Here is a 22920-nt window from a genome sequence, read left to right as displayed (position 1 = left end):
CACCCTTTTTGAAAGCGGTTGACTTAGTAGATATTCGTTGCGTTATAATGATTGTATAAGTTTAATTAAAAGGTGTTCGTTATTTTTGTGAGAGGGGTTTTGTAGATGTTAAAGGGTAATCAAACGGTTCATTATAAGATGTATAAGAAGGGCCGCGTTTGGGTATTTGCCGGAATTATGGCGTTAACTTGGCAAGTAGGGGCATTGTCAGCGAAGGCGGATACGAGCACGGCACCGGAGACTACGACGCCTGAAACGACTGAACCGGCAACAACAGATACGTCCAGTGGTCAGACGACCGTAACTTTGAAGACGGCAACGACCACGACAACCAATCATGATACGTCTAATCCGGATGGAGACGCTGCGTCAACTGATGGCAGTACATCAAATCAGACAACGGTGACTGATGGGAAGACTAACCAAACAAGTGTCCCGCAAGCAGACACGACTAATCATCAGGAAAATGACCAAAAAGAGACTCGATCATCTGATCAAACAAATCAGAAATCAGATACCTCAACACCTGATGTAACAGTAGATCCAGCGACTGAAAGTAAGGCTAACTCAGCGGATTCGACCGTTAATTCTTCAGAAAAAGTAGTTACCCAGCCGAAGAAAGACTCGGCATCAACGTCAGATGTATCTACTGAACAGTCTGATGCATCGGCTCCTAAAGTAGATGAGCCAGCAAGTTCTTCGCCAACCATTAACCAAACCCAAGCAACGCCAGCAAGTCTGGCAGTTAAAAGCGAGACGACGCCAGTTTCAAAGAAAGCTTTATTACGAGATGATACGACAGTGATGCCTGCTAAAGATTACACAGGCTATCAAAATGTTGATGCCGCAAATAAAGGTGTTTTTGGCACGAGTGAATGGTGGATTGACGGCACAGTTTTGCATATTGGTGAAGGGGTACTAGCTGATACAGTATTTGGTAGCAATGGATGGAATACAAATATTCCTTGGGTATCTAATAGTAGCATTACGTCAATTACTATTGATGATAAAGTTACGGCAGCGGTGAATTCATCTAGATTGTTTTTTAATATGGGTATATCTGAGATAAAAGGATTGGATAATCTAGACACTAGTCAAGTTGAAAATATGTCGTTCATGTTCAGTAATGATTATAATTTAACCGATTTAGACTTGACCAGTTGGGGGACAAAAGTTGGATCCGTAAAAAATATGTCTTACATGTTTCAAAATATGGGCAATCTTACGACCTTAAAATTGGACAATTGGCAAACTGGTTCACTTGAAAATTTAGGTAATACTTTTTCTGACTTAAGTAGTTTACAGAATCTATCGCTTGCAAGCTCTGGTGCTATTTGGAATACCAGCCATGTTGAAAATATGAATGCCACCTTTGCGGACATGACCAATTTGGTGTCTCTGGATGTTAGTGGTTGGAATGTCAGCAAGGTAAGCAATTTTCAAAGTATGTTTGCAAGAACTGGAGCGACACAAAAGCTGCAGTTGACTATTGATGATTGGAATTGGAAAGATGATGATGTTACAGATATTAATATGTCAGAAATGTTTTCAGGGAGTGGTGTAACCTCGCTGGATCTAAGTGATTGGGATATGAGTAACGTTACTGACAGTAGTTCAATGTTGAGCGAAACGCAGAATCTTAAAGCGCTTAGTGTGGGATCAAAATTCAAGTTTATCGGGGATTCATCCACTACGCCGACTTATGTTGATGAATTGAGTGGCTGGCTGAATACGGAAACTAACCAAATGTACACGAGTCAAGAATTGATGGACTTATATAGTCAAGCGGGTGATGGTCCGGCAGCAACTTATCGGTTGGATCGGAGTAGTATTGCGGCCGGGGATTTTTCAATTTATCAAGGTGATCAAGACTTTGATTTAGGTGCGAGTTCAAGTACTTATGATTCAAAAGGTGATCTAGTGGTTCCAAACAGGACGTCGCTATTAACATATGAAGGACAAATAGATGTTGATACGCTAGGTGATTATCCCATCACACTTATTTATGTTGATGATTTAGGCCAAAAGGTGACAGCTAAGATTACGGTAACAGTAGTCTCACGAAAGAGCCAAGCTTATTTAAATGGTCAAAATACGACTATTGTTCTTGGAAAAGACAATGTTAAAGAGAGTATTTGGAAGCAAGCTACAGCCCAAGTCAACGGTGTATCAGATGACGGTGTTACGCCGTTACCAATGATGACAATAATTTCAGATGATGAATTGGGTATGGATGGTATTATTTGTTATTGGGTACAGGATAATAAAATACTCGGATATGATGAAACGTTTGGAGGCCGTGTTTATCGTTCAGCAGAATCATTTTCACCTACTGATCCTGGGACGTATGATCTGGTGTATGCCTATCAAACATCGGATGGCGTGGAGCTAACACGTCGGATTACGGTTAAAATCATGAATACGGCAGCAGCGCTTAAATTAAAGTCGCCAACAATTGTGATTGGCCCTGATACTGAGAAAAACTTTAGTAGTACTGACTATTTTGATAGTGGACTGGATGGTACCGGGACTAAAGCGTTAACTGCTGACGATGTAACTTTTAGCGGTTTAGATAACATTAAATTCGATATACCCGGGGAATATCAGATTACTGCTAATTATACAGATGTAGGTGGCAATATCATCGAAGCTGAACCGGCTACGGTGATGGTTGTCGCGAATGACGATCAATTAAGTTTGAAGCCAGATGTGATGTTAGTTGCCAGTCCAACCGGAACCTTTGATCCAATGCAGGTTATCGAAACCGGTAAGACGACATTAGGTGAGACGATGACGACTGAAAATGGACTAACGATTATAAGCAATGTTGATCCTCAAAAAGCAGGAAACTATACGGTAACTGCTAGTTATAAAGATGCATCTGGTAATATCACAAATCGGCAAACGATCGTAACCGTTGTTGATAACCGTAGCCTTCAAACCCAACCTGTCACACTGACGACTAAACAAGCACTCGATGAAACTGCGGGGATCTTGTCCGCAAAGGATTCTGCGGGTAATGATATTGATCCAGCAAAATTAACGTATGATATACAAAATGTGAATACGGAAAAGGCCGGTACTTACACCGTCAATGTCAGTTATACGGATGATTATGGCAATGACATCACCGGCTCATACGAGGTAGTTGTTCAAGACAGTAAGTTAGCTATTCAAACCCAACCATTCTTGAACTTACGACTAGGCGAGAACTTTGATCCAAGCCAAGCAGTATTGGGCGTTACCGCTAATGGCGAAAATGTGACTAATCCAACCATTACCTATGATTCAAGCGAAGTTGACGTAACGAAAGCAGGGACGTATCAACTAAAGGTAAGCTACCAAGATCAATATGGTAATTCGGTAGATGAATTTGTCCCAGTTAATATTAGTGCGGTGAGTCTATCATTAGTTGATCCTATTACAATTACGCAAGGTGAACAATTCGATATGCACAGTTTAGTGAAATCAGCGACTGATGCATTAGGTCAAACATTGCCTGCTAGCGCGTTAACGTACACTGGCACGGTGAATACAGCGGCTGTGGGAGATTATCCCGTTACAGTGAGCTATCAAGATCAGTTTGGCAACACGGTATCGCAGACATTAACGGTGACTGTCAAAGCAGCTACGGTCACGCCAACGCCTGACCCTGATCCAAGTACGCCGGTTGATCCGGAACCAAGTACGCCGACTGAACCAGCAATACCAATTGATCCAGAACCAACACCACCAGCAAAACCAACGCCGACTGATCCAAAGACGAATACGACTAATAATCAGTCCGGATCACATGCATCATCGACAGTGACGGCTAAACATGTAGCCACGCCGTCAACGGGGGATGATCAGAAGGTCAAGGTGATACCAACAACTAATACTAGTGCCGCAGTGCCGGCGACCGCGACATCACGTTCTGTTGCACGGCAGCAGTTGGCGAAAACTAAGGCTCAAACTTTACCACAAACCAACGAACAATCAACGAGCTTCTTAGCGGCATTGGGGCTCTTGTTATCAAGTTTCACGTTAGCTTTCTTCCGGAAACGGCACTAAGTTAACAAAATAAGTGATCTAAAACGGCTACTAACTGTCAGGCTCATGCCAGTCGGTTAGTAGCCGTTTTTTGTAATGAGTCTCGCTTTAACTGGAAAATGACGGTATAATTCAATACCAGAATTGTACATTTGGCCAAAAGTTAAAGGAGTTAGGAAAATGCATTATATTTTTGACGTAGATGGCACGATTAGTTTTGATGGTCGCACAATTGGGGCTGCGATCCAAGCGGCGTTAGTGACTTTAAATCAGCAGCATCCGGTTTGGTTTGCTTCGGCACGCCCAATTCGAGACTTGATGCCAATTGTGCCGCAACTTGACCAATCGGTATTGATCGGTGCTAACGGCGCAATGGTGTCACGCGATCAACAGATTCAAGTGATGGCACCAATTACAACGGCTGATTTTGAAGTAGTCAAACAGCTGATTTTTAGTGAAAACTTGGACTATGTTGTTGATGGTCGTTGGGATCTGGCAGTAAAGGTCACGACACCTAATTCAATCTTGCGACAATTAGATCCAGCACAGCAAGCTAAACGGATTTCATTAGCTGAAATTGACGAGTCGGTCAAAATTATCTTGCTAGGCATGAGTTCTGATCAGCAGCAAAAAATCCACAGGCAATTGTCGGCTGAAACTGAGCTAGAAATCGTTGGTCATGCTGGTGAAGGTAATCTAGATTTAACCGCTAGGAAAATTAATAAATTGACGACTTTGCGTCAACTGGGCGTTCAAGACTATGTCGCGTTTGGCAACGATCAAAACGACCTCAAAATGTTAACCCAAGCCACAACCAGTGTGTGGATTAACAGCAAACCTAAACTGGCTGCATTGGGAAGCCAATTCGATTATCAATGCGAGCCAGCCGATGTAGCGGCCATGATCCAACAATTAAGCTGTTAAGCATAATTGTTGCAGGAGCTGCAAGTTATGATGAAAGGCTTGTTTAGCGACTGGCGCCATCAAAGCTAAACCGGGGAACGATGATTGTGGGGTGAGCTTTTCTTGAACTAATGTACCAGTTGGCGTTGTTGATAATGTAAATTCAAGTTGATAGGCTAAGCGACCACCGGTACTGGTATAAGTAACGGAGTCGGGTGTGGTGGTCAGTACTAGTTGTTCTTGCTGATTTAGGGCGGTTTTAGTTCGGGTGAGATCCCATGTTTGTGAGTCTAGTGGAGTAACTTGGCTGACGTCTGGATTCCAGCGGGGTAACGCCGTTGGTTGGATGAGCCAGTGCTGAACAGTGTCAATGGGTGCGGCAATATCGATCGTATTTGTAAATAATGATTTAGTCATAAAAAAAGCCTCCTAAATTTGATGTGCTTAGCATACACATTGGCGCATGCGCGCGTAAAATCAGTATGCTGATATTTTTCTCCTATTGGGAAAACTGGTGCAATACGCTATAATGGATAGTGCAAAAAACTAATAGTTAAATAACTTATTAGTTTGAATCAATTTTTTTGGAGGAGTAAGTAATTGGCAGAACATAAATTTTGTCCACAATGTGGAACTAAACTTAGGGCGGCAGTTAAGCTTTGTCCTAAGTGTGGGTTTAAGTTAGTAAATGACACGACGGCTCAAGCTAAGTCAACGACCCAAGCGACGATGCAACAGCCAGCAACGGCTACCCCTAAACGGCAGACAACCGATGGGGATTTCAATGCACGTTTGGATCGGATGATGAAATGGATTACGAATAATTGGGCAACCACGATTATTATTGTGATTGCATTAGTCGCTTTTTCGATGATGATGCAGATTTTCTTTTATCATGCTTGGATTGGCCTTATCGCGCTCGTGGCAGTACTAGTTTGGTTGTACAGTTTTGCTTGGAGTAATGGAGATGCGCCAACTAGTATGGAACAACAACTTCGCCATATGACGAAAAGCAGTGTTTCTGCGATGAAGACGGCTCAACAAAATCATGCGGAACAAGTTCAAGCTCAAAAGACGGCGGCTGCGACTGAACAGGCCACTGCACAACAAGCGACCCAAACAACGACACCGGGTGGGGCTAATAATATTTATGTCCAAGCAACACCACAAGCGCAAAGTAATGGACTAGGAACCGCTGGCTTTGTACTGGCACTGATTTCATTGCTATTTTCCTGGGTTCCTGGGGTTAATTTCGTTGTCTGGTTCTTAGGGATGTTATTCTCATTTATCGGTCTTTTCAAGCAACCAAAGGGATTGGCCATTGCGGGCTTTATCATCTCGTTTATTGATATTATTATCATTATTATTTTGATTACAGTTATCGGTAGTGTCGGGGCCGGTTTACTGGGGGCTCTTTAAGTGAAATGGCGATTGACTGGTGATATCATCAGTTGATTTTTTTTTTTATATTCAGGATTGGAGTTGAAGTAATGAAGTTAGCGATTATTGGTGCCACTGGCAAAACGGGACAGGCAGTCTTGAAGGTTGCGTTACAACGACAGTTAGCGACAACCGCGATTGTCCGGAATGCGGCTAAGTTGTCACAAGATGTGCCGACGTTAGAACGTGATATTTTTGACCTAACACCAGCGGATCTACAAGGGTTTGATGCGGTTATTTGTACGTTTGCTTCATCCAAAAAGGCCGATTATCCGCGGGTTAATCAACAGTTAACGACTATCTTAGCAGGAACTACGACACGGTTAATCGTGGTTGGATCTGGCGCAACACTTTTCTTAGATGAAAGCCGCCAAAAGACGGTTGCTGATAAGCTGCCTATTTTTATGCGGTCAGCTAGTCGGGCGCAGGTTAAGGCTCGAGAAATCTTGGAAGCTAGTGAGGTGAACTGGACTTACGTAGCACCGCCATACAATTACTTACCGACAGCACCCGCAACGGGGCACTATCAAGTTGGTCATGATGTCTTACTGTATGATCAGCATCATGATTCTAGTATTAGTTATGCCGATATGGCGTTGGCGTTAGTCGATGAAGTCCAGCACCCACACTTTGAACGACAACGAATGACCGTGGCTTGGCAATAGACCATAATGATTAATAGCAAAAAAAGCATGCCAATTTGGCATGCTTTTTTGATTAGTTGGTTATTTTTCAATCCGGCGACCTTTACCTAAAGTAGCGATAAGGGCACTAGCGCTGAGGAGCATTAAGCCTAAGACCGAAGTTGCCGTCGTCTTTTCATCGGTTTGTGGCAAGGCGGTCGCAGCTGGTTTAGCAGTATGAGTTGATTTAGCAGCGGTAACAGTATCATTAGCTGTCGTCATCTTGGCTACTTGCGTGACCGGAGTTGTTGCGGTCGTGCTTAAAGCTACTGGCGTTGCTTTAGCGGGTGATGATGGTGTTGTTGTGTTGATCGCGTCACCATCCCAATCGGCCGTTTCGGTACCGATTGTCGGTGTCGATGGGTGATCCTTAGTCGTTAATCCTGGATTAATCGTATCTCCAGCGGTTGTATCCGTTGTTGGGGTGGTATCCGGTTCACTAGGCGTGATCGTATTGCCACTACCATCGCCAGCATCTGGATTAGTCGGTGTTTCAGGATCAGTCGGTGTTGTCGTTTGACCACCGTTGTCCCCGGTATCTGGGTTAGTTGGTGTTGTGGTGTTGCCGCCGTTGTTCCCAGTGTCTGGGTTAGTTGGTGTTGTCGTATTGCCGCCATTGTCTCCAGTATCCGGTTTAGTTGGTGTTTCGGGATCAACGGTCTCACCAGTTTCGCCTTGATTATTGTCGTCAGGGTTAGTTGCTGCGGCAGTTACCGTAATCGATGCTTGAGCTGATTTGACGTTACCGTAACTATCGGTATAACTGTAAGTGACGGTATAGTTACCAGGCGTGTTGATCATCACTTGATTGGCACCGGTTACCGTGATATCTGCTAAGGTCAAGGGTTGACCGTTAACGTCAGTGGCACTCACAAAGTTATCCGCGGCCGTCCAAGATTTACCAGCGGTGAGAGAACTGTCTTTAACGTTGACACTTGCTTTAGTGGCAACAATTGTGACGATCACGTTAGCAGTTGCGGTGTTGCCGTAGACGTCGGTATAGCTAAATGTGACTGGATATTGACCCGGTATTTTCGTATCAACCGTCCCTGTAACCGTAACGTCATCGAGATCAATGACGTTACCATCGGCATCAGTGGCATCCGTCAAACTATCTGTTGCCGTCCATGCTTGGCCTTGAGTCAACGTTGTATCGTGGGCGAGGACATTTACTTGAGTATCAGCAATCGTGACAGTGATTGTCCGGCTAAATGGATTATCATTAGCATCGGTATAACTGTAGGTCACCTGATATTGTTGACCCACTTTTTGCGTATCGATTTGATCTGCGCCAGTGACAGTGATATCAGTTAAGCTCAACGGTTGACCATTAAGATCAGTCGCGCCGGCAAATGCAGCTTGCGCCGTCCAGTTAGCGCCTTTAGTTACCGTCATATCGTGGACGTTTAAGCCTGCTTGACTGGCAATAACGGTAATGGTTGCCGTTTTGGTTTGACCATTAGCGGCGGTATAGGTAACGGTGTAGGTCCCGGCCTTGGTTAAATCAACATCGCCGCTAGTGGCTAAATCAGCAGCGGTAAGTGACTTGCCAAGTGCATCGGTCGCACTCGTAAAGTTATCCACGGCTGTCCAAGTGGTCTTGTGGGTTTGCGTGACTGACGTGTCATGAACGTCAAGCGTTGTTTGGTCAGTTTGCCAAACATAGGTGCCCGCAACCGCGGTATCCGTACCATTGTAAAGGGCCATAAGTTCAGCGGACGTGAATTGTTGGCCTTCGGTGTTGATCCAGTGACCGTTGTAACCATCGGTCGTGGGCACGTCAGCTAAGTCGGCAGTAACACCATCACGAGTTAAGACGGTTTGCGTTCCGAGTGTTAATTTTTGCACGCCGGAGCCTTTTAATAATGTTTGGAAAGGAGTTAACGCGGTCATATCCAAGTTGGACAGGTCGAGATCGGTTAAGCTGGTCGTGTCAAAGAACAAGTTCCGCATCACGGTGACGTTGCTCGTGTTCCAACCGGTCAAGTTAACACTGGTTAAGGCGTAATCACGGTTAAACATCCCAGCAACGGTCGTGAAATGGCTCGTATCCCAATTAGAAAGATCGATGCTTTCTAATGACGTCATTTGATTAAACATCCCAGTCGCGTCAGTCACTTTGCTCATATTCCAACCGTTAACGGCCAGCTGTTTTAACGCAGCGGCTTGATAGAACATATTGATCGGATTAACCAAACTATCGGTTTGCCAGTTTGAGACATCTAATGTGGCCAGATTAGTGGTACCAAAAAACATGTTTTGCGCTTGCGCTAAGTTGCGGACATCCCAATTAGTGACGTCTAATGATTTTAGACTACTGTCGTAAATAAACATTTGCGTGGCATTGGTTAGGTTGCCTAATCCCCAATTACTGGTATTAAGGGCGGTTAAGCTTGGCGTGTTATAAAACATGTCAAAGGCATTACCAAGTTGAGTCAAGTGCCAGTCAGTGTTACCTAAGCTTGTCAGACTGGCATCGTTGAGAAACATGTAACTGGCATCAATTAACTGATCGAATTTCCAATTGCTGGTATCCAAGGTTGTTAGGCTAGGATCATTGCCAAACATATAGCTCGCATTGGTGACATTTTCTAACGACCAATTGCTAGTGTCCATGGTTGTTAACGCTCTAGTCCCACAGAACATGTAGCTGGCATCAGTCAGATTACTCAAGTTCCAGTCGGTGGTGTCGATTGTTTTGAGGGCATAAGCGCAATTAAACATCGCTTCACCGTCTTGTAATTGACTGAGATCAAGCTTGGCAGTATCAACCGCAGTTAAGACATAATCATTGGCGAACATAAAACTAGCATCGGTTACTTTAGGCATCGTCATATCAGGCATGATAATGGTGGTTAATACCGGATTATCGGCTAACATACTGATGGCGCTCTTAGCGCTAAGCAAGTTCCATCCGGTTAAGTCCAATGTTTCAAGTTTGGTATCACCATCAAAAATCATTGATGCGTTGACCACATTTTCAACATTCCAGCCTTTAACGTTGAGGTCGGTTAAGGCGTTGTTACCAGAAACCAGATTCATCATATTCGTGACTTTACTCGTATCCCAGGTATGCAAGTCTAGTTTGGCAATGCTTGTATGTGCAAACACACCTTGCATGTTAGTGACATTCCCAGTTTCCCAACCACTTGGGTCTAAGTCGGTGAGCGCACTATCACCATAGAACATGAGATACATATCGGTAACTTTACTGGTGTCCCAAGTGCTGGCTTTTAGCGATTGCAATTTGGTGTTGCCATAAAACATCATGAACATATCTTTAACATTGCTCGTATCCCAACTGCTTAAGTCCAGGCTGGTCAAACTTTGATCGCCAGAAAACATTGAAAACATGGTCGTGACTTTCCCGGTTTTCCACTTGTCGATTTTTAGTGTTGCCAACTGACTAGGATAGCCGTTTTGGGTGGCAAAAGTCGCATACATGTCGGTGACATTACTAGTGTCCCAACCATCTAAGTCCAGGCTAGTTAAACTGTTAGCCATGTAAAAAGTGTATCTTAAGGAGGTGACTTTGCTCGTGTCCCATTTACTAATGTTCAGACTAGTTAAGTTATGATCACCGTAAAACATGCTTGCCAGGCTAGTGACATTGCTGGTGTCCCAGCTACTTAGGTCTAATGTGGTGAGGCTGGTGTCACCGAGAAATAGTTGCGTCATATCGGTAACGTTACTAGTGTCAAATTTTTCAGGATTAGTAATCGTGGTCAGATTGGGTAGATTGTAAAATAAATCACTTGAATTGGCAGCTGCGGTAACTTGACCATCAAAAGTGACGGCGGTAATTTTAGTCCCATATTTGGTTTTCCATTCCGGGTCATAGGCCGCGACTAACGTACCAGCACCAATATGTAAGACGCCCGCGCTATCAATACGCCAAGTGCTGGTCCCTAATGTGCCAGTACCGATGTCAGTGGTTGTTACGGCAGTGGCTGCTTTGAGCAATGCTTGCCGATTGACCGTTTTGCTAGTGGTATTTTCAGTTGGCGTAGCGGCAACCTTCGGCGTTGTTGCTGCTGTTGTGGGGGCATTGTCAGTTGTGGCAACTGTAGCGGCTGTCGTCGTATTAGCATCTTTGGCCGGGCTAGTCGTCTGAGGAGTATTGCTGGTGTCAGCAATAGTTGCCGGTTTTGTCGTGTCAGCCGATTTCGTATTTGTTGTGGTCGTATCTTGAACCGTTGTTGGTTGTGTTTTGGTGTTATTAGCATCGCTAGTTTGATCCGAGGTAGTCGTGTTGTCGGTGTCTGTTTGACTAGTCTTCGCGTCAGGCGTAGTAGTGGTCGTATCAGTGGCTGTCTTAGTGTCGGTAGTCGAATTGTCAGTGGTTTCAGTGTTGCTTGTTGACTGAGTAGCCTTAGTTGTTGTTGCGTCAGTCGTCTGAGTGGTCGCACTGTCTTTTAAGGTGACTGTCGAGGCAGTCGTATCATTGCCAGTAGTCGTGGTTTCGCTGGTACTTGTTGTCGCAGGCGTTGTCGTGTCAGCTTGAACCAATACTTGGCCTTGCCAAGCGGTGGCAACTAGAACACCGGCGAATAACCAGAAGCGGCCTTTTTTATACATTTTATAATGAATTTTTTGATCAGTATGCATTGTCATGATTGAGCTCCCCTTTGAGAATCGAACTGGTTCCTTTTTTGAATACGTTGAATTTTATCTGTCGTTAAGCTTTATCTACATTAATAGTGTAACTGCTTAATGTGTACAATGCAACAACTGAATGAAGCTTAAACGCTGATATAACAGTGTTTTTAAGTCGATTTAAATGTTTTCATCCTCGAAAGGGTTGGGTTATTTAGATTGATTTTTACTAATAAACTAAATCGAGCTATAAATATTTTTTATTCAAAACGACGATTTTGAATGAAAAAATCATTTTTAACTCATTAAAAGATAAATTAATTATTAGTGATCGTTATACCTGATTAAAGCAGTTTAAGCCGTGGTTGATGTCAAAAATTAGTTAACGTATTGAATTAAAAACAATTCAAAAAAGCCACCTAAATTTGACAGGCTAGGGTCAAATTTAGGTGGTTTTAGGATTATGAGAAATTAGTCACCTACGCCAGCATGGACTTGTTAATTGGTTTCAGATCACTAACATAACCGAAAGTGAGTCCATATTGAGCCCAGCCGTGGGAAGCTCTTAGCGATTTATCGCTTAGAGCTTGGTGCTTTTGAAACACGGGTTTAGTGGTTCAAAACGACGGTTCAGACCGCCTTTTGGCTGAGCCGGTCCGCCCACAGCGTTCCGGCTCAATGTGGGCGAACGACAGGTGGCAAGCATAACTTTTTTTGACGGTTACCATATCAACGAGTATGACTTTCAACTAGGTGCGGTCTAATTCACCCAACTGTTTGGGATCAGCACCATCAGCAACGAGTTGATCGAATTTTGCACGAACCGCTGGATCAGTTAGGGTAGTTTCGGGCAAGCAATTGACACTTTCCGTGCCCGCTGCCAGTGCCCGTTTGTAATACCATTTTTTCCAACGTAGGAAGTCCAATGTATGTTGAAGGCTAGCCATTTTAGCTTCCAGATCGGTTTCTTGTTCCAATAAAAAGTCGTAGCGTTCATCTAAAGTCCGATCACCAGCTAAGCATAGTTCAATAAAACTGGCGATTTGTTTAACCGGGAGGCCAGCTTCCTTTAAGCAACTAATGGTTTCTAAGTAGTTGAAGTCTTCATCTTTGAAAACGCGTCGACCCGCCGCGTTGCGATCCACGAAGGGTAACAGCCCTTCTTTATCGTAGTAACGAAGTGTATACGTACTGATATCTAGTTTTTTGGCGACTTCACCAATTGAATATAACATTTTTAATGACTCCTTTAATTCACTTTATCGCTAACTCTAATGGGAACTAAGTCAGAAAGCAATTATTTTGACAATGGCGTCAATAAAAAAAGTTTTGAGAAAAGCTTGACTTAGAGCTAGCTCTAACTTTTATAGTAATAAACGTCGACAAATACAGAAAACAATTTTAACAAAAACAGAGGAGATTTTAACAGATGAAAGTAATTATGGGAGCCGATCCATTAGGTTATGACTTAAAAGAAGCCGTTAAGGCCTATTTATTGGCGCAACAAATTGAGGTTGAAGATGTGACGCCAACTAATGACGTTGATTATTTTGAAGTGAGTGCCGTGGTTGGTAAGCGCATTGCCAGCGGTGAGTTTACCCGTGGATTTATTTTCTGCGGTACTGGCATGGGCGTTAATATTGTCGCTAATAAATATCAAGGTGTCTACAGTGCCTTATGCGAAAGCATTGAAACGGCACGGTTATCACGAGTAATTAACAATGCCAATGTTCTCGCCATGGGTGGCATTATTGTGACACCATATCTAGGTAAGCAAATGGCGGATATTTTCTTACAGACACCGTTTTCGACCGGCTTTTCTGAAGCTGATCCAACCTTTTTAAAATCGGCCTATCAAAGTGTTCAGGTTACTGAAAAACAGATCACTGAATTCAATGCCCAAGCGTAGACACAAAAAACACCGACCAAGTTGGCCGGTGTTTTTGTCTATTTTAGGGGGGAATAGATTAAAAATTTAGATTAGTAGCCCCAAGCACTTAAACCTTGTGCTTCATAGAGGCTAACGGCAGCGTCCACTTGCGTTTCAACGGACCCACTGCTGATGTGCATATTTTGGAATAAGCCATAAGCACCACTAGAACTGTTCACAACGTAAGGTTCCCAGTTGGATTCGCGGGTAATAATCGTATTCCAAGTGGATTCAGACACGCCAGTCCGCGATGCCATTTGACTTAACACATAGCTCTTTAAGTTAGTCCCGGTATAAGTCGATGAACTTGACGAACTCGTGGTTGAGCTTGTGCTGGTAGTGGCGCTAGTCGTTGAACCAGTGCTAGATGTAGATAATTGTTGGTAACCGTAATGTTGGGTTGGTTGAGTATAACTGGTGTTGCTTTGATGAGCAGGTGCGGTAGTGGTATCCGCATTAGCTGAGACGCCACTGACAACGACTAATCCAGTTGCGATAGCTGAGGTTGTTAAGATGGTGCGCATGAATTTTTTCAAATTGATAAACTCCATTTCTGTTAAGAGAGATAGTTGTTTTTAGCTAAGCTCGAGTTTGCTTAATCGATTGACCCGAGTTTAGCGCCGTCAGATGACAAAACAATTTCAAGGATGTTAAGCTACCGTGGCGAAGATGGCGGTTAAGTTACAGTAGGCGTTAAATCTGGCAAGTGAAGTCTGTGTGAACTGTAGCAGGGACTGGGGTTTGGCAAGACAAAGGTTGGGTGAATGGAAAAACGCTGATTTTGAAAGAAATAGCTGGTTAAGATTAGTTTAAAAGGTTTACGATCAGCTAAAGACCGTGTTAATTGACGAGTTTGTAGTGGTTTGCCACCTGACGTTTGCCCACATTGAGCCGGAACGCTGTGGAAGGACCGGTTCAGCCAAGGAGCGGTCTGAACCGTCGTTTTGAACCACTAAACCCATGTGTTTCAAAAGCGCCAGGCTCTAAGCGATAAATCGCAAAGAGCGCCCACGGCTGGGCTCAATGTGAGCTCACTCTCGGTTATGGTGGTGATTGCTAGATTGATTCGTATTTGCTATATAGCCGGAGTCAGCCAGTGATGGCGCCGGCCGTGAAAACATCGTAAGTCCGGATGAGTTTTCCGGGCTTACGATGTGGACGACTTTTGAGACTAGCGGTCTTAGCTTGGCTCAAAAGCGAGGTGAAAGCCCGTTTTTTGGCTGGAACCGGTCCCCACAGCCGGCAGAATCACTGACTGGCGTAGGTGGCTAATTTAGTATGGCTTAGCAATCAGCATATTTTTTCAATTTTTAGTAGTAACTAAAAGGAATCTAACCGTTTGGATTCCTTTTTTAATCGTGTGAAGCTGACCGCCGGTAACCATGACTGGCGCGATAGTCATTGGGTGTCATGGACATGTCACGCTTGAAAACGGCAAAAAAACTACTACTATTTTTGTAGCCTAGTTCAAAAGCGATCTCTTCAATTGTTTTATTCGATAGCGCCAGCATTCGTTTGGCCAGCTCGATGCGAATAAAGGCTAATTGACCAGTGAAACTCTTATCGAATAACTTGCGGCAGAGGCGCGAAAAGTAGTTTTTATCGTAGCCAAAGTGGGTGGCAGTGCCTTGAAGGGTGGCGTTTTGACTATGCAAAACCAAGTAGTTAAAGATCAATCCAGACTGTGTATCGGCACTGGCGTGGTGCAAATCAGTACCGGGAAAGTCGGAATCTGAAATTGAAATCGTTTGTTCGTGGTTGCGAAGTAATTCGGTTAGCAATAATCCTGCCGCCATTTCACGTTGATAACTTAAAAAGACGTCATGCAAGTTTTGGCATTCAATTTCAGCGAGTAAATCAAAGTAGCGGTGCTTGAGTTGGTCGGTTAGATGACGGTAAACGATATAGTGTGGTTCATGTTCACCGGCATTCATTAAGTCGTGCACCATGGGATTGTCGCCGACAACGACCATATTTAAGGGGGTTGGCGCATGTAAGCATTCCGAAAAGACCCGTAATTGTGCCGGAGCGGTGAGGTTTTTAAGGGTTACTGGTTGGTCAGAGGACAACATAATGACATCAAATGGTGATAGTGAGACATAATGACCGCTCAAAAAGAGCTCGCAAGTCGTTAAACTTTCAATTAATCGAATGTGAAAACATTTACTATTGCTTTCAGTTTCGGGACTAAGCGGCTGATTTGTTTCATCAAAATCAGTCGTTTCCAAAATCAATTCAGTAGTAATGGTGATTGTTTTTGCCAAAAAAGCACCTTCTATTTTCTGTAAAGATACATTTCCGTAGTAATAAAGATATTATACACTATCTACTTGGGCATTTCTTAGCCGTATACTAAACTCGTAAATTAAGTTAAGGAGTGAGCAAGAATGACGAATACAACGATGAATACGGATGTTTTAGTAGCTGGGACTGGCGGTACCGGCTTAGCAGCAGCTTATGCAGCGGCTGAAAAAGGGTTACAGGTTTTAGTCATTGAAAAGCAACCACAAATTGGTGGCAATACGAAAATTTCCAGTGGCTTTTTCGCAATTAATTCCAAAGAACAACAAGCCGCGGGCATGCAATTATCGACTAAAGAAGCGATTAATGAATTAGCGAGCTACAATCACTATTTATCTAACGGGGTGTTATTATCTCGCATTGTGAATCGTTCGGCCGATACGTTGGCTTGGTTGGAAAAAATGGGCATGGAAATTAAGCTCAACCCAACCACGAATACCACTCAGTTTGCGCATCGTGACAATCCTTATCGTGGTGGCTCTTATCACATGTATCAACATAAAGATGACAGTTATCAACGCATTCAACAAACATTAGAACAAGCTGGGGTTAAATTCCAATTTGAGACGACGATGACGGATTTAATCACGACTGATGGTAAGGTCGCTGGCGTTACCGCGACAACCGCTGATGGCAAGACGTTAACGATCAATGCCAAAGCTGTGGTGGTCGCAACTGGTGGTTATGGTGGTGATGCGAAAAAGGTTGCTAAGACGATGCATACGCCGAACTTACGGACACTTGGGGTGCCGAACAATGGTGAAGGGATGGCAGCGATGGTCAAGGCCGGCGCAACGGATATTGATAGTCATGCGTTGATTCACGCGGCCCAACTAGCCAAATCCAAAGTGACCCAAAAGACCTCTAACCAACATTTGGCGGGTTTTTCATCTAATGCCTTGACGCAATTATTATTGACGCCACAGCTGTGGGTTAATATGAAGGGCAAGCGTTTCGCCAATGAAGACGTGGTTTACGATACCGTTGAATGGGCGAATGCCGCGTGGTCACAAGGTGGCAAATACTTATTTGTCGTTGATCAAGCGACTTTAGATACCTTTACGGCCGATCAAAATGTCGAAGAAGTGTCTCAAGCTGGTCCTGGTGCTGCAACTGGTCGTGGTGACTTTACCAAGTTAGCCGAAGAAGCTATCAAAGGTGAGACCGCATATAAAGGCGCTACTTTAGCCGAATTAGCTGACCATGCTGGTTTAGACTCAGCTGCATTGGCTAAAACTGTGGCGACTTATAACGAAGCGGTCAGCGCTAAAGATGATCAAGAATTCAGTAAGTCAACGAAATCATTGGCTTATTCAGTTGAACAAGGGCCATTCTATGCCTTTATCAGCCAGGCCGCTTACCTAGGGACCGTTGGTGGTGTTCGAGTCGATGAAAACTTAGCCGTCTTAGACGATAACTTTGTGCCAATTCCTGGGCTTTATACCGGTGGTGCCAATGCCGGTGGTTATTATGAAGGTCACAGTTATCCAGCCTATGAAGGGTTAGCCTCTGGTTTTACGTGGACGTCTGGGCGAATCGCGGGGACTAGTGCCGCTGAATATGTTCAGCAGGCCATGACAACACAACGGTAGGTTGAAAGGGGGTCATCAGCATGGAAGTACCCAGTCAAGCTTATGTTTCGAAGACGCGAATTGGGGTTTTAGCAGTCAGTTCGATGGGCATGGCAGCGTTGGCGATCACGCCATCGTATGCGGCCATTGCCAAAACATTTGCCTTAAGTAACACGAGCGTTCAAATGTTAACCTCGTTACCGAACTTGTTCATGATGATTGCAGGATTGATTATTGGGAAATTAACAGCTAGCAAAATCAACCTTAAAACGTTGACAATCAGCGCCATCATCCTCGTGGTGATTGGTGGGTTCATGCCGCTAGCGTTCCATACGAGCTTTATGTTTTTGCTGTTTTGCTCTTGCCTAGTTGGACTCGGACAAGGGGCCTGTACCAACTTGTCACAAGTTTTGATTTCACAAATGCTACCTGAAAAGGAACGGCAGTCCACGATGGGCTTAACGACAACGTTTACCAATATCGGGGGGATCATCTTCATCATGGGTGGTGGTCAATTAGCTGCGACTAACACTTGGGTGAATAACTATTGGATTTACATTTTTACTTTGTTAATCTTAGTGGTGACTTTAGCGTTAGTGCCTTGGCATCCAGAAAAAGTTAACCCAGATGATGACAATCAAGGCGGCAAGATTCAATTAAACAAATACGTCTTCTACTGTGCGTTTTGGGGCTTTTGCGTCATGCTCTTAAACAACGTATTGAACAACAATATTTCATTATTTGTTGTAGAGGAAAAGTTAGGGGCAACGTCTCAAGCGGCCTTAACGTCGACCATTTCACTTATTGGTGGGATGTTGTGCGGCTTGATTGTTGGTATCATTGGGAAGAAATTTAAATATACGTCGATTTCAATTTCGTTTATTTTATATGGTCTCTCTTACTTATTAGTTGGTTTCGGACATTCCTTACTATTAGCATTTGTCGGTAGTTTCTTTGTCGGGGCAGCGATGAGTATTGCAATGGGGCAATTCCCATATTTAATCTCAATTGCGGTCGGTAAGAATAGTGTTTCAATGGCGTTAGGTGTTTATGTAGCGATCTACTCTATTGGTGGAGTGGTTAGTCCGTTTATCATCAATCCGTTGACCTCAGCTGTACAAGGCATGGGATTAAATGTGTTCTCTGTAAGTGGGATTATCGCGTTGATCCTAGGTATTGGGTGTATTCTGGTTAACTTCCAGAAGAAGTTAGTCACTGCAGCACAAAATTAAAATTAGTTAATTGGTCCTCATGGCATGAAGTGGTGTCATGGGAATTTTTGGTAAACTAATGATTGAAACATAAATATAGTGTGGAAGCCTTGTTAATATTAATTGGTTACCTACGCCAGCCAGTGATTCTGCCGGCTGTGGGACCGACTCCAGCCAAAGTACGGGCTTACGATGTTTTCACGGCCGGCGCCATCACTGGTTGGCTCCGGCTATATCGTGAAATTAATCAATCTAGTAACTATCATAACCGAGAGTGAGTTCACATTGAGCCCAGCCGTGGGAATCTCTTAGCGATTTATCGCTTAGAGATTGGCGCTTTTGAAACACGGGCTTGGTGGTTCAAAACGACGATTCAGACCGCTTTTTGGCTGAGCCGGTCCGCCCACAGCGTTCCGGCTCAAGGTGGACGAACGGTAGGCAGCAAGCTGTGAGTTACTTTTATTCAACCCTTAGCCCCAAAATCAAAATTTCATCGTTGACATTTGTAAACGATACGGGTAAACTGTATTTTGTGGTTTACAAACGTAATCTTAAATAATTGGCATTAAGAGAGGATTGACTGTAATGATTAAATTAATCGTATTGGGAATTGGCTTGGTTTTGATTGGGTTTATTTTATGGTGGTTCTTTGGCAAGCATACGACTGAAACAGCTGCTGCCGCGATGACTAATGATCAACAAAGTGTGGATATTGAAGTGAGTGGCGGTTATTCACCGGAGAAGGTAGTCTTAAAGCAAGGGGTCCCAGCGGTCTTGAACTTTACGCGTACAGACGCATCAAGTTGTTTGGATCATGTCGTCTTTAGTGACTTTGGGATTAACCAAGAATTGCCTAAGAATCAAGTGCAATCCGTGACGATCGATACGAGTAAGCCGGGTGAATACCAATGGGCTTGTGGCATGGATATGTTTCATGGGAAAGTGGTGATTGAGTAATGAGCATTACCAAGCGGTTTTGGATTGCGTTGATTTTCTCCCTACCATTGTTAGCGAATATGGTGTTGATGCCTTTTGGAATCATGTTACCAGGTGGCGATTGGACGCAACTTGTTTTAACAACTATCGTCATGTTAGTCGCCGCGGGACCATTTATCCAAAGCGCTTGGGCGGCCTTTAAAAAGCACCATGCGAACATGGATACGTTGGTGGCGATTGGAACCGTTACGGCCTACGTGTACAGCCTCTACGCCATGATGACTGATCAGCCGGTATTTTTCGAAAGTGCGGCATTAGTCACGACGTTTGTGTTACTAGGTCAAGTTTTTGAAGAACGAATGCGCCACAATGCGTCTAACGCAGTAGAAAAACTCGTCAATTTACAGGCAAAAGATGCCGAAGTATTACGTGATGATCAGTTTGTTAAGATGCCAATCACCGAAGTCGCGTTAAATGATGTGATTCGGGTGAAACCTGGTCAAAAGATTCCGGTTGATGGCGTGATTATCAAAGGCAGTTCAAGTATTGATGAATCGATGGTTACTGGCGAAAGTATGCCAGTAACTAAAAAAGTCGATGATCAGGTTATTGGCGCGACGATGAATAGTACGGGGACGTTCTTATTTAAAGCCAATAAAATCGGTGAGCAAACGATGTTGTCACAAATCGTGGAGCTAGTTAAAAAGGCTCAGAACAGTCACGCACCGATTCAAAAGTTAACGGATAAAGTATCCGATATCTTTGTGCCAGTTGTCTTGATTTTAGCAATTCTAACCTTTTTGACTTGGTTTGTTTTCTTAGATGCGAGTGTTGCCCGGGCGTTGATTTTTGCAGTTTCGGTCGTGGTAATTGCTTGTCCGTGTGCCTTAGGACTAGCGACCCCAACAGCTTTAATGGTCGGAACTGGTCGTGGTGCCAAGATGGGTATTCTAATTAAAAATGGCGAAGTTTTAGAAGCCGTCAATGATGTGAAGACCGTTGTCTTTGATAAAACGGGGACGATCACTGTTGGCAAGCCCCAAGTGACGAATATTGTTGGCGATGAAGCCCAAGTTTTAAAAGTAGCTGCTAGCTTAGAAGCCGGCTCGGAACATCCATTGGCGACCGCAATTTTAGCACGGGCTAAAACTGAACAAATTACGCCGAGTGACGTGGTTGATTTTGAAGCGATTGAAGGTAAAGGGGTTACGGCCCGATTAGCTGATCAACAAGGCGTAGTCGGTAATCATAAATTGTTAGATACGTTTAAAATTGATGATGAGTTGGTGCAAACAGAAACACGATTACAAAATGAAGCTAAAACAGTTGTTTTCGTTGGCTTAGGTGATCGAATAATTGGGCTAATTGCGATTCAAGATACCCCTAAGACCACCTCGACTGAAGCGATTGCGGCTTTGCGTGCGCGGGGGTTAAAGACGGTCATGTTGACTGGGGACAATCAGCGCGTTGCTGAAGCGGTTGCCCAACAAGTGGGGATCGATGAAGTAATTGCCGATGTCTTGCCTGGTGATAAAGCCGATCATGTTCAACAATTGCAACGTGACGGCAAAGTTGCTTTTGTCGGTGATGGCATTAATGATGCGCCCGCACTCACGATTGCCGATGTCGGCATTGCGATGGGATCGGGGACTGATATTGCGATTGATGCTGGTGGAATCGTTCTAGTTAAGAATGATTTACGTGATGTCGACCGGGCATTGGCCTTGAGCCAAAAGACGTTTAACCGGATTAAATTGAATCTATTTTGGGCGTTTATTTACAATGTGCTGGGAATTCCAGTTGCGGCTGGGGTGTTCTTTGCCTTAGGCTTTACATTGAGTCCTGAATTAGCTGGTTTAGCGATGGCATTTAGTTCGTTGTCGGTTGTGACAAGTTCGGTGTTGCTAAATCGGGCTCGGATAACAAAGAAAAGTCAACTGGCCTAATATGTAAGCAATATAAAACCGGCGATTCACGAAATGTGAGTCGCCGTTTACTTTAATTTAAAGTGCCCAAGCCGCCATCCCTTGTGCATTGTAGAGGCTCACTGCTGCATCAACTTGGGCATCAACTGAGCCGCCATTAATGTGCATATTTTGGAATAAACCATAGGCACCACTAGTACTATTACGTACAGTTGGTTGCCAGTTAGATTCACGCGTAATAATAGCATCTCAAGTGGCCGCTGATACGCCAGTCCGTGATGCCATTTGACTTAAGACGTAGCTCTTCAAGTTGTCACCAGTATAGCTAGTTGTGCTAGTACTAGTTGTTGAGCTGGTGTTGGTCTTAGCTGGAGTGGTCGTTGAAGCCGTGCTAGTAGTTGGAATGGTCAACTTTTGTCCGGGTAAGATTAAATGACCTTGAATATTATTGTCTTTTTCAAGTTGATTAATAGTTAAATCGTATGTTTGAGAGATTTTCCATGATGAATCACCTGCTTTAACGGTATAAGTTGAGTCAGCGTTGGCAGTAACTGCTCCGGCGATAAAAATAGCGAAATTAACTGGAAACTGATGGGTGACGCACTTTGATCGTGAATGTCTAATCACGTTATGTGTCGGTTGTGACAAGCCTACCGAGCATTTGATTTAAACTTGTAACAAAAGTCCCTCAGCGGTTGACCGCAGAACCAACAGCCGACTATAATGCATTAAGAGTTAAAATCGGAGGTTATTTGATGAATTTTGCACTGGCGGAATGGTTTGGCTTTAATCAGCGAGTTAAACAAGATATGATTTTTGAAAAAGAAATTAATGGCGAACGGGTTACGAAAAAAGTTTATGGTCGCTTTAATTGGTGGGCGCTGTTGTTTACTTGGTTCTATGCGCTATTTAGCCCTCGCTGCCAGGTTCGCTTTTTTATTATCAAAGCAACCGTCCCATTTTTAGCCATGATACTCGTTAACACAATTGTCGGCCTATTCTTCGTTGATGATGTGGTCCTGATTGTGGGGCTGATTGGCGATATTTGGTATGGGTTCATGTTTGAAACGTGGTTTAAAAATCAATTAGTTGCGGATGGGTTTGAACCGGTTGCCGCTGCTTAAAGGTAAAGTGTCCTAGTAAATTGTTACTGGGACTTTTTTTTGTGCTTATGAAGAAGTAACTGAAAATTTATTAATTATTCTTTTAAAACAGGGCATTTATGATAAAATACAAGTATAGTATAAGTACTTGATAATTGTTAGTTATGTTGATTTTGATGGTTTCTTCTCGTAATGAGGGAGCTATGGCTGTCAGACTAATATCTTGGCTAATTGAATTGTTGATACTTATTTAATCGACATTAATTTTTTTAATGCTTGTTAGATTTTT

General features: G+C 43.7%; 15 protein-coding genes and 1 pseudogene. 10 read left to right on the top strand and 6 right to left on the bottom strand.

Going from position 1 to position 22920, the window contains the following annotated elements; all coding sequences use genetic code 11:
• The first annotated feature begins 105 nt into the window (after positions 1-105).
• On the top strand, positions 106-4053 hold the full coding sequence (locus FFM84_RS14575) for a bacterial Ig-like domain-containing protein (protein ID WP_130846175.1): 3948 nt from the start codon (positions 106-108) through the stop codon (positions 4051-4053).
• A 159-nt stretch (positions 4054-4212) separates the two neighbouring features.
• A complete protein-coding gene (locus FFM84_RS14570; protein ID WP_130846174.1) occupies positions 4213-4956 on the top strand; it encodes an HAD-IIB family hydrolase in 744 nt (247 codons plus the stop codon).
• On the opposite strand, the gene FFM84_RS14565 is transcribed toward FFM84_RS14570, so the two are convergent.
• Positions 4945-5352 carry an SRPBCC family protein gene (locus FFM84_RS14565; RefSeq protein ID WP_130846173.1) on the bottom strand — a complete coding sequence of 136 codons (408 nt, stop codon included), beginning with the start codon at positions 5350-5352 and terminating at the stop codon, positions 4945-4947. The two genes, FFM84_RS14570 and FFM84_RS14565, sit on opposite strands and share 12 nt — an antisense overlap.
• 183 nt (positions 5353-5535) lie before the next feature.
• Between FFM84_RS14565 and FFM84_RS14560 the strand changes: the two genes are divergently transcribed.
• Together FFM84_RS14560 and FFM84_RS14555 are read left to right on the top strand one after the other, a co-directional pair.
• Complete coding sequence (locus FFM84_RS14560; protein WP_130846172.1) at positions 5536-6354, top strand: zinc-ribbon domain-containing protein; 819 nt, start codon at positions 5536-5538, stop codon at positions 6352-6354.
• Positions 6355-6425: 71 nt separating this feature from the next.
• The gene (locus tag FFM84_RS14555) at positions 6426-7040 is read left to right on the top strand and encodes an NAD(P)-dependent oxidoreductase (protein ID WP_130846171.1); all 615 of its coding nucleotides are present in this window, start codon (positions 6426-6428) and stop codon (positions 7038-7040) included.
• 60 nt (positions 7041-7100) lie between these two features.
• Here FFM84_RS14555 and FFM84_RS14550 read toward each other — a convergent pair whose 3' ends face one another.
• A complete protein-coding gene (locus tag FFM84_RS14550) occupies positions 7101-11672 on the bottom strand; it encodes a BspA family leucine-rich repeat surface protein (protein ID WP_130846170.1) in 4572 nt (1523 codons plus the stop codon).
• A gap of 731 nt (positions 11673-12403) precedes the next feature.
• Positions 12404-12889 (bottom strand): MerR family transcriptional regulator, encoded by a 486-nt coding sequence (locus FFM84_RS14545; protein WP_130846169.1) that lies wholly within the window; start codon positions 12887-12889, stop codon positions 12404-12406.
• 194 nt (positions 12890-13083) lie between these two features.
• Here FFM84_RS14545 and FFM84_RS14540 point away from each other — a divergent pair, with 194 nt between their 5' ends.
• The gene (locus FFM84_RS14540) at positions 13084-13563 is read left to right on the top strand and encodes an RpiB/LacA/LacB family sugar-phosphate isomerase (RefSeq protein ID WP_130846168.1); all 480 of its coding nucleotides are present in this window, start codon (positions 13084-13086) and stop codon (positions 13561-13563) included.
• A gap of 71 nt (positions 13564-13634) precedes the next feature.
• Here the strand turns inward: FFM84_RS14540 and FFM84_RS14535 are convergent, their stop codons facing one another.
• Positions 13635-14120 (bottom strand): transglycosylase SLT domain-containing protein, encoded by a 486-nt coding sequence (locus FFM84_RS14535; protein WP_225425334.1) that lies wholly within the window; start codon positions 14118-14120, stop codon positions 13635-13637.
• Positions 14121-14936: 816 nt separating this feature from the next.
• Positions 14937-15848, bottom strand: coding sequence for a helix-turn-helix domain-containing protein (locus FFM84_RS14530; RefSeq protein ID WP_225425333.1), 912 nt, complete (start codon positions 15846-15848; stop codon positions 14937-14939).
• 123 nt (positions 15849-15971) lie between these two features.
• Here FFM84_RS14530 and FFM84_RS14525 point away from each other — a divergent pair, with 123 nt between their 5' ends.
• The 4 genes from FFM84_RS14525 to FFM84_RS14510 all read left to right on the top strand — a co-directional run bounded on the left by FFM84_RS14525 (position 15972) and on the right by FFM84_RS14510 (position 21549).
• Positions 15972-17477, top strand: coding sequence for an FAD-dependent oxidoreductase (locus FFM84_RS14525; RefSeq protein ID WP_130846166.1), 1506 nt, complete (start codon positions 15972-15974; stop codon positions 17475-17477).
• Positions 17478-17497: 20 nt separating this feature from the next.
• Positions 17498-18688, top strand: a complete 1191-nt coding sequence (locus tag FFM84_RS14520; protein ID WP_130846165.1) for an MFS transporter — start codon at positions 17498-17500, stop codon at positions 18686-18688.
• 564 nt (positions 18689-19252) lie between these two features.
• The gene (locus tag FFM84_RS14515) at positions 19253-19624 is read left to right on the top strand and encodes a cupredoxin domain-containing protein (protein WP_130846164.1); all 372 of its coding nucleotides are present in this window, start codon (positions 19253-19255) and stop codon (positions 19622-19624) included.
• Complete coding sequence (locus FFM84_RS14510) at positions 19624-21549, top strand: copper-translocating P-type ATPase (RefSeq protein WP_130846163.1); 1926 nt, start codon at positions 19624-19626, stop codon at positions 21547-21549. Before FFM84_RS14515 ends, FFM84_RS14510 begins: the two co-directional genes overlap by 1 nt.
• Positions 21550-21606: 57 nt before the next feature.
• On the opposite strand, the pseudogene FFM84_RS14505 reads toward FFM84_RS14510, so the two are convergent.
• Positions 21607-22152, bottom strand: a pseudogene (locus FFM84_RS14505) (LysM peptidoglycan-binding domain-containing protein).
• Between the two features lie 131 nt (positions 22153-22283).
• Between FFM84_RS14505 and FFM84_RS14500 the strand changes: the two are divergent.
• On the top strand, positions 22284-22652 hold the full coding sequence (locus FFM84_RS14500; RefSeq protein WP_130846162.1) for a hypothetical protein: 369 nt from the start codon (positions 22284-22286) through the stop codon (positions 22650-22652).
• Positions 22653-22920 lie beyond the last annotated feature (268 nt).

This window comes from Lactiplantibacillus mudanjiangensis (assembly GCF_005405385.1).
Classification (GTDB): domain Bacteria; phylum Bacillota; class Bacilli; order Lactobacillales; family Lactobacillaceae; genus Lactiplantibacillus; species Lactiplantibacillus mudanjiangensis.
This window is presented reverse-complemented; position numbering and strand designations above follow the sequence as displayed.

Coding starts and splice junctions, on each gene's coding strand:
- FFM84_RS14550 (WP_130846170.1), bottom strand. CDS start 11,672: ATGACAATGCATACTGATCAAAAAATTCATTATAAAATGTATAAAAAA.
- FFM84_RS14525 (WP_130846166.1), top strand. CDS start 15,972: ATGACGAATACAACGATGAATACGGATGTTTTAGTAGCTGGGACTGGC.
- FFM84_RS14520 (WP_130846165.1), top strand. CDS start 17,498: ATGGAAGTACCCAGTCAAGCTTATGTTTCGAAGACGCGAATTGGGGTT.
- FFM84_RS14555 (WP_130846171.1), top strand. CDS start 6,426: ATGAAGTTAGCGATTATTGGTGCCACTGGCAAAACGGGACAGGCAGTC.
- FFM84_RS14540 (WP_130846168.1), top strand. CDS start 13,084: ATGAAAGTAATTATGGGAGCCGATCCATTAGGTTATGACTTAAAAGAA.
- FFM84_RS14515 (WP_130846164.1), top strand. CDS start 19,253: ATGATTAAATTAATCGTATTGGGAATTGGCTTGGTTTTGATTGGGTTT.
- FFM84_RS14570 (WP_130846174.1), top strand. CDS start 4,213: ATGCATTATATTTTTGACGTAGATGGCACGATTAGTTTTGATGGTCGC.
- FFM84_RS14545 (WP_130846169.1), bottom strand. CDS start 12,889: ATGTTATATTCAATTGGTGAAGTCGCCAAAAAACTAGATATCAGTACG.
- FFM84_RS14565 (WP_130846173.1), bottom strand. CDS start 5,352: ATGACTAAATCATTATTTACAAATACGATCGATATTGCCGCACCCATT.
- FFM84_RS14510 (WP_130846163.1), top strand. CDS start 19,624: ATGAGCATTACCAAGCGGTTTTGGATTGCGTTGATTTTCTCCCTACCA.
- FFM84_RS14500 (WP_130846162.1), top strand. CDS start 22,284: ATGAATTTTGCACTGGCGGAATGGTTTGGCTTTAATCAGCGAGTTAAA.
- FFM84_RS14575 (WP_130846175.1), top strand. CDS start 106: ATGTTAAAGGGTAATCAAACGGTTCATTATAAGATGTATAAGAAGGGC.